Source organism: Romboutsia sp. 13368 (genome assembly GCF_018336475.1).
GTDB lineage: Bacteria > Bacillota > Clostridia > Peptostreptococcales > Peptostreptococcaceae > Romboutsia.
The window spans coordinates 1,948,724-1,961,102 of the sequence record NZ_CP048741.1; the positions used below are offsets into that span (position 1 = coordinate 1,948,724).

13 protein-coding genes are annotated in these 12,379 nt (G+C 27.6%); all 13 read right to left on the reverse strand.

The window, feature by feature from the left end; translation table 11 throughout:
- Positions 1 to 151 precede the first annotated feature (151 nt).
- A complete protein-coding gene (gene spoIVA, locus G3997_RS08065; protein WP_296645266.1) occupies positions 152 to 1,627 on the reverse strand; it encodes a stage IV sporulation protein A in 1,476 nt (491 codons plus the stop codon).
- Between the two features lie 332 nt (positions 1,628 to 1,959).
- Positions 1,960 to 2,982 carry an NAD(P)H-dependent glycerol-3-phosphate dehydrogenase gene (locus tag G3997_RS08070; RefSeq protein ID WP_296645267.1) on the reverse strand — a complete coding sequence of 341 codons (1,023 nt, stop codon included), beginning with the start codon at positions 2,980 to 2,982 and terminating at the stop codon, positions 1,960 to 1,962.
- 28 nt (positions 2,983 to 3,010) lie between these two features.
- Positions 3,011 to 3,616 (reverse strand): glycerol-3-phosphate 1-O-acyltransferase PlsY, encoded by a 606-nt coding sequence (plsY, locus tag G3997_RS08075; protein ID WP_296645270.1) that lies wholly within the window; start codon positions 3,614 to 3,616, stop codon positions 3,011 to 3,013.
- Between the two features lie 22 nt (positions 3,617 to 3,638).
- Entirely contained in the window at positions 3,639 to 4,964 is a 1,326-nt protein-coding gene (gene der / locus G3997_RS08080) for a ribosome biogenesis GTPase Der (RefSeq protein WP_296645273.1), read from the reverse strand.
- A gap of 14 nt (positions 4,965 to 4,978) precedes the next feature.
- Positions 4,979 to 6,307, reverse strand: coding sequence for a DUF512 domain-containing protein (locus tag G3997_RS08085; protein ID WP_296645275.1), 1,329 nt, complete (start codon positions 6,305 to 6,307; stop codon positions 4,979 to 4,981).
- Positions 6,308 to 6,457: 150 nt separating this feature from the next.
- Positions 6,458 to 6,658, reverse strand: a complete 201-nt coding sequence (locus tag G3997_RS08090; protein ID WP_296645277.1) for a capping complex subunit for YIEGIA — start codon at positions 6,656 to 6,658, stop codon at positions 6,458 to 6,460.
- 1 nt (position 6,659) lies between these two features.
- Entirely contained in the window at positions 6,660 to 7,592 is a 933-nt protein-coding gene (locus G3997_RS08095) for a YIEGIA domain-containing protein (RefSeq protein ID WP_296645279.1), read from the reverse strand.
- Between the two features lie 15 nt (positions 7,593 to 7,607).
- Positions 7,608 to 8,540 carry a YIEGIA domain-containing protein gene (locus G3997_RS08100; RefSeq protein WP_296645280.1) on the reverse strand — a complete coding sequence of 311 codons (933 nt, stop codon included), beginning with the start codon at positions 8,538 to 8,540 and terminating at the stop codon, positions 7,608 to 7,610.
- Between the two features lie 86 nt (positions 8,541 to 8,626).
- Positions 8,627 to 9,910, reverse strand: coding sequence for a HAMP domain-containing sensor histidine kinase (locus G3997_RS08105; RefSeq protein ID WP_296645283.1), 1,284 nt, complete (start codon positions 9,908 to 9,910; stop codon positions 8,627 to 8,629).
- 18 nt (positions 9,911 to 9,928) lie between these two features.
- Entirely contained in the window at positions 9,929 to 10,618 is a 690-nt protein-coding gene (locus G3997_RS08110) for a response regulator (protein WP_296645285.1), read from the reverse strand.
- Between the two features lie 16 nt (positions 10,619 to 10,634).
- Positions 10,635 to 11,345, reverse strand: a complete 711-nt coding sequence (gene pgeF / locus G3997_RS08115; RefSeq protein ID WP_296645287.1) for a peptidoglycan editing factor PgeF — start codon at positions 11,343 to 11,345, stop codon at positions 10,635 to 10,637.
- A 2-nt stretch (positions 11,346 to 11,347) separates the two neighbouring features.
- On the reverse strand, positions 11,348 to 11,806 hold the full coding sequence (nrdR, locus tag G3997_RS08120) for a transcriptional regulator NrdR (RefSeq protein ID WP_296645289.1): 459 nt from the start codon (positions 11,804 to 11,806) through the stop codon (positions 11,348 to 11,350).
- Between the two features lie 19 nt (positions 11,807 to 11,825).
- Entirely contained in the window at positions 11,826 to 12,089 is a 264-nt protein-coding gene (locus tag G3997_RS08125; RefSeq protein WP_296645291.1) for a YlmC/YmxH family sporulation protein, read from the reverse strand.
- Between the last annotated feature and the right edge of the window lie 290 nt (positions 12,090 to 12,379).

A 12,379-nucleotide genomic window follows, 5' to 3' on the forward strand; every position in this document is an offset into this window, starting at 1 on the left:
TTGTCCTTTTAATTATATTTAAAAAAAACATTACATCGTTTGCTWAWAATCAAAATATTTAAATTTTATAATTTTTAATACAATATTGTTTTTTTATGAATTAAAAAAGGTTAAATTTTTCAATTTAACCTTTTACATTTATACTATTAAATTATAATAATATCGTTATTATATTCATACTACCTTCATTTATTATTTTTTGTAATGTTTTTTGTATCTTAACTCTTATTTCTTCTGGCATAGTATAAAGTTTGCTTTGTAATTGCTCTTTAACTAAGTCATGTAAAGATTTTCCAAACATATTTGATGACCATAATTCACTTGGATTTTGTTCAAATTCATCTAACAGATACTTAATCATTTCTTCACCTTGAGTTTGATTTCCAACTATAGGAGATACTTCTGTAGATATATCTGCTTTTATTATATGAAGTGATGGAGCATTAGCTCTTAACTTTATTCCATATTGTTTTCCTTGTTTTATTATTTCTGGTTCTTCTAGACTAAGTTCATCTAATGATGGAGCTACTACTCCATATCCCTTAGTCTTAGCATCATATAAAGCATTCTCTATCTTATCATATTCATTTTTAACTCTTGATAATTTAGTTACAAGATTTAATAATTGATGGTCTCCATCTATTTTAAATCCACTCTTTTCTTCTAGAACATTGTAGAATAAATCTTGTTTAGCAGTTAAACCTATACTTATAACTCCTTCTCCAAGTTCTACATTATCTACTTCTGTATCTTCTAAGAATTCTAGTTCTGAGAATCCTTGAACTATACTATCTACATCTCTTAATTTACCTATTTCTGCAATACTTTGTTTTAATGTAAATATTATATTATTTTTAATCCAATGATTTCTTTCTAATCCTTCTACCCATTTAGGTAAATTTATTCTTATTTCATTTAATGGGAAGTCATAAAGTACTGTCTCCATTACATTTTCTATATCTTCTTCATCCATAGCTAAAACATTTAATGGTACTATAGGTACATTATATTTTTCTTCTAATTCACTTCTTAATAAATCTGTCTCTTCACTATCTGGATCTAATGTATTTAAAACAACTGCAAATGGCTTATTTAAAGATTTTAATTCATTTATTACTCTTTCTTCAGCTGAAATATAGTTACTTCTATCTATACCTGTTACAGAACCATCTGTTAATATTACTATTCCTAATGTTGAGTGGTCTCTTATAACTTTTTTAGTACCTATTTCTGCTGCTTTTTCAAAAGTCATAGCTTCTTGTGACCAAGGAGTTGATACTAATCTTTGTCTACCATCCTCCTCATGTCCTAAAGCTCCATCTACTATGTATCCTACACAATCAACCATTCTAACTTTTAAAGATACTGTATCTTTTATCTTTATTTCTACTCCATCTGCTGGAACAAATTTAGGCTCTACAGTCATTATAGTTTTACCTGAACCACTTTGTGGAATTTCATCTTGTGTTCTTTCTCTTTTAAACTCATTTTCTATGTTTGGTAACACAAGATTCTCCATAAATTTTCTTATAAAAGTAGATTTTCCTGTTCTTACAGGCCCAACTACCCCTATATATATATCTCCTTGAGTTCTCTTTGCTATATCTTCATATATGTTATTCATCAAGTTCCCCTCCTGCATATAATTTCTTAATAGATTATATTTTCATAATGGGACTATTATTCCAAATTTAAATTTCTTTTTAATAAAAATTAACCTTACTCATTTAGAGAACAATATCTTCTTGTTCCTAGTTTCTAATAAATTTATTAATCAGAAATTTATTATTTATTTTTATCWTBTVTATAVCTAVHTMTWWWKWWTWMTMRSMWTYWWAKWWYWWYWTWAWTTMTTWWWWGTAGRATAAATTTANTAATCAGAAATTTATTATTTATTTTTATCTAGGGTAGTCAAAAATTTTTATATATTTAAAATCATAATAAATAAAAAAGCTAGGATTAATATCCTAGCTTATCATTTACTATTTCTTCCATTTCATGTGTTTTATTTCTCATCATTAAGTTTATTACTACTTCATTAGGATTTAATCCGCTATGTAGTATAGAATATATAGCATTAGTTATAGGCATATCTACATTTAACTTTTTAGAAACTTCATATGCAACTTCAGTAGCAGTTATTCCTTCTACTACCATTTTTACTTCTGCCAAAGTCTCTTCTAAGCTTTTACCTTGACCTATAAGTATACCAGCTCTTCTATTTCTACTGTGCATACTTGTACAAGTAACTATTAAATCACCTATTCCAGATAATCCTGAGAATGTTGATGCATCTGCTCCCATAGCAACTCCTAATCTACTAATTTCTCTTATTCCACGAGTCATAAGCGCTGCTTTTGAATTATCTCCAAGACCTAATCCATCACATATACCTGCACCAAAAGCTACTATATTTTTTAAAGCTCCTCCAAGTTCTACTCCAATTATATCTGGATTAGTATAAACCCTAAACTTAGGCCCCATAAATACTTCTTGAACTTTTTGTGCTATTTCTAAATTAGTAGATGCAACAACTACAGTAGTAGGAATATCTCTTGCAACTTCTTCTGCATGAGATGGACCAGATAAAGTTACGTATGGATTATTTGGAAGTTCTTGTTCTACAACTTCTGATAATCTAAGTCCAGTTCCCTTTTCTAAGCCTTTAGCTACATCAACTATTATTTGTTCATCTTTTATAAATGGCTTTATTTGATTACATATACTTCTTATAGCTTGCGATGGAACTGCTAAAACTATAACAGTGCTATTTAGTACAGCCTCTTCTAAAGAAGTTGTAACAACCATATTATTTGGGAATAATACACCTGGTAAGTAATCTATATTTTCTCTAGTTTTATTTATTTTTTCAGCTTGTTTTTCATTAAGTGTCCACATGCTAACTTCATAGCCTTTTTTAGCTAAAGTTAGTCCCAGTGCACTCCCCCAGCTTCCTGTTCCTAATACACATACTTTTTCCATGTTAAACACCACCTAATAGTATTTAAATTTATTTTTTTTCACCTAATTTTCTTTCTGTTCCATTTAACAATCTTTTTATATTCTCTCTATGAGTATATATAACAGATACAGTTAAAAATAATGTAATTATTAAACCTTTATTATTTTTAGTAAATAACATCATTATAGGAGACATAGATATACCAACTATAGCTCCTAAAGATACATATTTAGTAACTGCTACTATAACTAAAAATATACCAAAACAAGATAATGCTAATACAGGATTCATGGCAATCATAGCACCTAAAGAAGTTGCTACTCCTTTGCCACCTTTAAATCCTAAAAATGCTGGCCAATTGTGACCACATACTACTCCAAATACTCCTAAGTATCCAGCTATAGCAACATCAACTCCAGATATAGAAGCTATTACTTTTCCTATTAGTACTGCTAAAACACCTTTTAATAAGTCTCCTATAAAAGTCATTGCGCCAGCTTTTTTACCTAATGTTCTAAGTACATTAGTGGTACCAGCATTTCCTGATCCTTGAGTTCTTATATCTACTCCTATCATTTTTTTAGCTATTATATAAGAAGTAGATATATTACCTAAAAGGTAAGCAATTATAATAATTAATACATAACTAAGCATATTTATTCCCCCTTAGTTAAATTTACTTTTTATTCTTTTCTCTATATTCAAATTGTACAGGTGTTCCCTCAAATCCAAAGTTTTCTCTTATTTTATTTTCAAGATATCTTTGATATGAGAAATGAGTTAAGTTCTTATCATTTATAAATAAAGTAAACTTAGGTGGTTTAACTCCAGTTTGAGATCCGTAGTAAATCTTTAATCTCTTACCTTTATCTGATGGTGGTTGATTTAACATCACCGCTTCACCTATTACATCGTTTAATGCAGAAGTTGATACTCTCTTAGCATGTTCACTTGCTACATATTCTACTGTTTCTAATACTTTATTCATTCTTTGATTAGTTTTTGCTGAAACAAATATTACTGGTGCATACATCATGAATGGGAATTTTTCTTTAACTTCTTTAGTATAATTTCCTAAAGTTTTATTGTCTTTTTCTATTAAGTCCCACTTGTTTATTACAAATACACAAGCTTTACCTTCATCATGAGCTATACCTGCAACCTTTGTATCTTGCTCTGTTATTCCTTCTTGAGCATCTATTACTATTAATACTACATCTGCTCTGTCTACTGCAGCCATAGATCTTATAACACTGTACTTTTCTACAGTTTCATATATTTTGCTTTTTCTTCTAAGACCTGCTGTATCTATAAGAAGGAATTTTTGACCATTTTTTTCCACATAAGTATCAACTGCATCTCTAGTAGTTCCTGCTATAGGACTTACTATAACTCTTTCTTCACCTAATATATTGTTAAGTATAGAACTTTTACCTGCATTAGGTTTACCTGTTATAGCAACTCTTATTATATCTTCATCATACTCAGTATTTAATCCTTCTGGGAAGTTTTGAACTACTTCATCTAATAAGTCTCCAAGTCCCATACTATTTGCACTTGATATTGCAAATGGCATTCCAAGTCCTAATTCATAGAAGTCATATACATTATCAAATTGACTTTGACTGTCTATTTTATTTACTACTAATATAACTGGTTTTTTAGTTTTTCTAAGTATTTGAGCAACTTCTCTATCTGCTGCTGTTAATCCTGATTTTCCATCAACTACAAAAAGTATTATATGTGCCATATCCATAGCAAGCATAGCTTGATTTCTCATACGAGATAATATTATATCTCCGTTATCAGGCTCTATACCTCCTGTATCTATTAATGTAAAGTAATGATTTAACCATTCTACTTCTGTAAATATTCTATCTCTAGTAACTCCTGGTGTATCTTCTACTATAGATATTCTTTTTCCTGCTAATTTATTAAATAATGTTGATTTACCAACATTCGGTCTTCCTACTACCGCAACTACTGGTCTATTATCACTCATAATAATCTCCTTTCTTATTTCAGAATTTTATCTACAAAGTCTTTACCTTCATTTAAACAAGGTACAACTTCAATTCCCATCATATCACTTAATTTTTCTAGTGTTATATTATCTAAGAATATTTCTTCATCAGCTTTTAGCATACTTCTTGGTATATATAGTGTTTCTCCTAAATCTTCACCTTTTAACTGGTCTAGTATATCAGTTGCTGTTATAAGACCTGAAACAGTTATTGTATCTCCAAAGAAGTTATTTATTATTTTATAAACATCTATTTCAACTCCTGGACATTTATCCATAACACATTTTGCCATTTCACACATAAATTCATATGCTGAATGTCCTGTAGCAATAGATACTTTCTTTGTCTTAGATATCTGGTCTTTTGATAAGTTTTCTAAACTATCTTTTATTTCTCTTTCAAGTTTACTTATCATACCTACTCCATTTTCAAATTGTATAAATCCTTCATACTCATCATAATCTAATAGCTTTCTGTTAGCCATCACATAAAACTCATCTGATAAAAATATAAATCTAGTTCCTAACTCTTTAAGATACTTTTTATGTAACTGTTCTACTTGATTAATTGTCTCTCCAGCTGTTTTTTCATTAAATATCTCTAAATTAGGTAAATGATCTCTATGCTTAGTTATTCCTACTGGGACAGCTGCCGCACTATTTACATAAGGATATAACTTAGCTAAATCAGATACTGTTCTTTCTAATTCATCCTTATCATTATAACCTGGACATAAAACTATCTGACAGTTCATTTGAATTTGTGCATCAGCTAATCTCTTCATTATACTATATAAATTTCCTGCAAACTTATTCTTTATCATAGTTTTTCTAAGTTCAGGATTTGTTGTATGTACTGATATATTTATAGGACTTATTCTATATTTTATTATATTATTTATATCTTCTTCACTCATATTTGTAAGAGTTACAAAGTTTCCTTGTAAGAATGAAAGTCTTGAGTCATCATCTTTAAAATAAAGAGTCTCCCTCATTCCTTTAGGTAACTGGTCTATAAAGCAAAATACACATTTATTTCTACAACTCTTAGCTTTATCTATTATTGGATTTGTAAACTCAATACCTAAATCGTCATCATAATCTTTTTCAATTTCATATATATATATTTCTCTATTTTGTTTTTGTATTTCCACTTCTAGATATTCATCACTTAATAAAAATCTATATTCGATTATATCATGTATTGGCTCTCCATTTATAGAAATAAGTAAATCTCCAACTTCTATTCCTAATTCTTCTGCAATACTGCCTTTATATACTTTACTTATTATGTTATTCGTATTTTTTACGTTTACTTCCATTTAAAGTCACCACTTCTCTTTTAAAAAATTTATTTTAATATCTTAAGTTGCAAAGTTGTATAAGTTTATTTAAACATCATATTATGATAACATGTTTTATTAAATTACGTCAATATTTGTCAGATTATAAAAGGTACCATATGGTACCTTCTAATGTTTAACTACAATTAATATTTCTTTACTAATAGAGTGAACCATTCCACCAACACTTTTAGCCATTAGCATAGCCTTATATTGTAGATCTTTATTATCATCTGCGTAAATTATTGGACATCCTCCTGCAGTTTTCATATTTTTATCTGTTGTAATTATACCCAGAGTATAATCAGTTATACCTATATTCATTCCCATTTTATACACTTCCCTTCTCGTCTATTTTATAATTTTTTAATGATACATTCTTTCCTTTTGCACTAGATAAAATAGGACATGATTTAACAGCATCTATTAACTTATTAATATCTTTATCTACTGGAACAACAGCTATCATAAGGCTACCATTTTTTAAATTTATTCTAGGTAATGGATAGAAAGCTGGTTCAGTATCTTCTCTTGATATACCAATTCTAGAATATATATTATATATAATAGCTTGACGTTGACCTGGATCATATATTGTTCCTATATTAGTATAACTTTTATCTTTAGGTATTATTTCTATTCCTAGTCCTCTAGTTAGATATTTTTGTCTATCTGCTTCTAAACCTACATTAGTGATTCCTTTTAAATCTCCTATTTGCATAATAGATTCATTTACAAAGCTAATCTCAGCAGGTACCACATCTGCTATATCACCAATACTTTTTCTTGTAAGTGCTTTTTTAAGTATAAATGCTAAAACTACTCCACATATAGAACTTATTATAATTGATGGTATTTCACCTAACTTAAATTCACTTGTAATTACATAATAAATTCCTACTGTAATAAATGAAGTAACTATACAAGTATAATTTCTAACTTCATAAGTTCTAGCTATCTCTTCAATAAATGCATTTCCTCTTTGTATTAATTGCACATCTTCTAAGCTTTGTAATGTATCCCTTCTATTATCCCTTACTTGTCTAAATTGTTGTGCTGCTAAAGATAAGAAGGTTATAGATGTATATGAACGTTCTATAAGTGCAGGTACTAATAAGGCACCTAATGATGAGGCAACGAATGCTAAAACCAATTGAGACAATAAAATATTTGGTTCAGTTGGATATTGTTTCTGATCTAAATGTAACATAATAAGTCTCGATAACATGCCTATAATAATACCAATAAAAAATATTTTGTCCATTATTATCACCTCACTTTATAATTTTTCACCACTATAAGCACTTTGTTTTCCTTTAGACACTTCTAATATTGGTGTACTTTTTACTACTTTCATTATTTCATCCATATCTTTAACAAGCGGTAAATATGGAATTAGTAATGTATTTTTATCTAAGTCAAGTTTTGTAGTAGCTAATAAATCTTTTTCATCTACATCTTTATTTATACCAAAATGAATAAATAAATTATGAAGTATAGCTTGTCTTTGACCTAAATCACTAATAATCCCATAAGCCTTCATATCCTTAGGTACAACTTCTATTGCAATACCTTGGTTTAAATATCTATCTCTGCTATCTTCTAAACCTATATTATTTATATATACATCATTAACCTTTAATATTGGGCCATCAAAATTAATTTTAGCCTCTACCACATCCGCTATATCTCCTATGCTACGTCTTTTTAAATACCATTTAAAAATAAATCCTACTATTGCTCCTCCTATTATCGCTAAAATAGTACATGGTAGAAACCCTAATTTATAAGCTCTAGCAGGATATATGTATAATACTGAGGCAACTAATGATGAAAATAAACTTATATAACTTCTACTCTCGTATGTAGATGATATTTCTTCTATGTATCCTGCACCTTTAGGAACTACCTCTCCTTCATCGATGTTTTCTATTGATATCTGTTCTTCTTGTGATAATCCTTGAAATTGCTGTATTGCTACTGCAAAAAATGTTAATGCAGAAAATTCTTTATCGATTAAGGCTGGAAATGCAATTGCACCAAGAGCTGCTGCTAATCCAGATATTATTATTTGTTCTAAATAATCTTGAGGTCTAGACGGATACTGTTTATCTGTAATCCTTAATACCAATCCTCTAGTAAATATTCCTATAAGTAAAGCTACTATAAATGCACGCCTAAATAACTCATCAGCTATGAGACTTTCCTTCATTATCTATCAACTCCTTTTATTTTTATACTAATCAACTTAAAAATGTAACTAAAGTTAGTTTGCACAAAAACAAAAAAAAATTTCCTTTATTTAAGGAAATTTTTATTTGGTATAGTAACAGTAAATTCACTGCCTTTTCCTAATTCACTTTTTACATTAATATAGCCCCCTAGATTTTTAACTATATGTTTAACTATAGCTAACCCAAGTCCAGTTCCACCTACATCTCTACTTCTAGCTTTATCTACTCTATAAAATCTTTCAAATATTCTATTTATATCCTCTTTAGGTATACCTACTCCGTTATCTTTTACCTTTATAATTAAATTATTATTTTCATATTCAATTTCTATCCATACATTTTTATTATCTGGAGTATATTTAATTGCATTATCCACTAAGTTTAAAAATATTTGTTTAATATAATCTCTATTAGATAATATCTCTATATTTTCATTATCTAATTTATAGCTTATACTTATATTTTTAGATTTAGCAAAATAGTCAGTCATTTCATAAACTTCCATAAAAACTTCATATACATTGATTAAATCTAAACATTTAGTTTCTTTTTTCTCTATAAATGATAACAGTAATATATCATCTATTAATCTTTTTAATCTATCCGATTCACTTTCTATTATACCTAAGAATCTATTTCTAGTTGATACATCTATATTTTCATTTAATTTTAAAGTCTCTACAAATCCACTAATAGATGTAAGAGGGGTTTTAAGTTCATGGCTTACATTGGCCACAAAGTCAGTTCTCATATTTTCTAATTGAACTTTTTCTGTTATGTCTTTTATATTTATAATAGATCCAATTATTACATTATCTACATCTTGTAAATATATAGGGTCTAAATTTATACTATATACTATTTCATCATCAGTTGTTATCTCTATATATCTACTTTCTTTAGATCCTTTAAATGCAGTTATTTCTTTTAGAATACTACCTTCTTTTATTACAGCATTTACATTTTTACCTTCTATACTTTCATACTCATTACACCTTAATATTTTTTTTGCTTCCTCATTTATAAGCATTATACTTCCATCTATATCAATAGCTAAAATACCATGAGATATACTTTTTAGTATAGATGTCATTTGAAGGTGATTATATTCAACTTCTTCAATCTTACTATTCATTATATCTATCATTTCATTAAAGTTTCTGCTTAATTCTCCAAGCTCTCCTTTTACATCTACATTTAGACGTGAATGAAACTCTTTTTTACTTATCTGTTTAGATGTTTTTATAAAAGCCTTTAAATAATTTCTTAGTCTTATAGTATATCTAATACATATTATTGATATTGTAGATGCTATTAGAGTTATAAAAATCATAAAAAAATTATCCATATTGATGTCTCCTAACAATTAGTCTATCTTATATCCTACGCCTCGTATAGTTTGAATATATTTTTCAGAAGAATCATCACCTTCTATTTTTTTTCTTAAATATCTAATATGAACATCTACAGTTCTCGTTTCCCCATAATAATCATATCCCCATATTTTATCTAAAAGATAATTCCTTGAAAGCACTTTACCTTTATTTTCAAGTAATAGCTTTAATAATTCAAACTCTTTAAGTGTTAAATCAATTTTTTCATTTCCTTTAGATACCTCATGTTTAAGAAGATTAATATTTAAATTCCCTACGTTTAAAATACTTTCAACATTTTCTTTAGTTATATTATATCTTCGAAGTACTGAACTAACCCTTGCTAATAATTCTTTTATACTAAATGGCTTTGTTATATAATCATCTGCACCTAATTCTAAGCCTTCTATTTTATCATTTTCCATATTTTTAGCAGTTAACATTATAACTGGTATATTAGATAGCGACTTATCACTTCTTATTTTTTTTAAAACATCTATACCGCTTATATTCGGTAACATCCAATCTAACAACACCAAATGAGGTGTATTTTCTTTTACTTTAAGGTATCCATCTAGTCCATCATATGCAAAATCTACCTCATATCCTGATGTTTCTAAATTGAATTTAATAAGTTCTACTATATGAGTCTCATCATCTATGATAAGGATTTTAGGCTTCATTATAATGTATCCTCCTCTATTTTATCTGTAGTATAGTGCCTATTCTTTTTGGAGTTTGGTTATGCTTTCTGTAAGAATGGAATTTATCACTATTACAACTTGTACATAAATTTAAATTTATTATATTTTCATCTTTTACTCCACATTCTTTTAATATCAGCTCATTAACCTTCCATAAGTCTAGTTTGTATTTATCCCATTCTATTGTATAAAATTTTTCAGTACTATTTGTAAAATTCATGTTAAATTTTTCAATTAGCTCTTTAGATACTTCATAACAACATGGTCCTATAGATGGCCCTATAATACAAACTAAATCATTCGAATTAGTATTGTAATATTTATTCATTTTTTCTATAGTTTTTTTAGCTATTCTCTCAAAAGTTCCTCTCCATCCAGCATGAGCTAAACCAATAGCTTTATTCTTTTTATCTATTATAGCTATTGGCACACAGTCTGCTGTAAAAATTAATAACGGTACATTAACTACATTTGTAATTAAAGCATCACCTTCTAGTTTTATTCCTATATTATTTTCATCTATTTTATTAACTATATCTGAATGTATTTGTATATTACTTGTTAAGTTTTCTATATTAAAATTAGCACTTTCGCAAACAAGTTCCATATCATCTCTACATTTAGAATCAACATTGCTAAGTGTTATAGCTAAGTTTACAAAATCTATTTTTTCATCAATCTGTTGTACTTTTATATATTTATCCATCTTTAGTTTTCTCTTTCCATTAGTATATTCTTAAGTTCTGTAACAAAAGTATTTATATCTTTAAACTGTCTATAAACAGATGCAAACCTTACATATGATACTTCATCCACATCTTTTAATTTATACATTACCATTTCGCCAATTTTTCCAGTTTCTATTTCTGATATGTAATTTTTATTTATTTCATTTTCAATAAATGATACTATTTCTTCAATTTGTTCAATTGAAACGGGTCTCTTTTCACATGATTTTAATATACCATGTTTTATCTTATCACCATCAAAATATTCTCTTGTATTATCTTTTTTAATTACCATTATAGGTGTTGTCTCTATTTTCTCATAAGTTGTAAATCTTTTTTTACAAGACTCACACTCTCTTCTTCTCCTTATAGATTTTGAATCCGTATGCCTAGAATCCATTACCTTACATTCTTTATGATTGCAATAAGGACATTGCATTTTTATTCCTCCTTTGTAGCTATATATTAAATTCGTCTAAGTTAAGCTCAGATCCTATATTTACTATTATAGTATCATAACCTATCTTAAGTATATCATTCCAAAATATTGACTCTTGTTCATATCCTCTAGAAAAAAAACCTCTTCCACTATCTCCTGAAATAGAAAATGATATTACTTTGCCTTCATTTATATCCATATCTATATCAGTTATAAATCCCATTCTCTTTCCATTTTTTACGTTTATTATTTCCTTTTCCATTATATCAGATACTCTTATCATATTATATCTCCTCTCAATAAAAAATATATTTATAGAAATAATTATGAACTTGGCCAAAAAAAAATGACCTATATAAGTCATTTTTTAAAATTTATCTTTGTATTTATATTTAGTGATTTTATATTTAGTATTAATTTCTAAAATATAATGTACTTTTTTGTAATTTATTGAAATAAAAAACGTTGGTATATAAATACCAACGATAATAATAAGTTTATTATATATATTTTTTCATATTTTTTAGTGCGTTTTTTTCTATTCTGGATACTTGTGCTTGTGATATACCTATT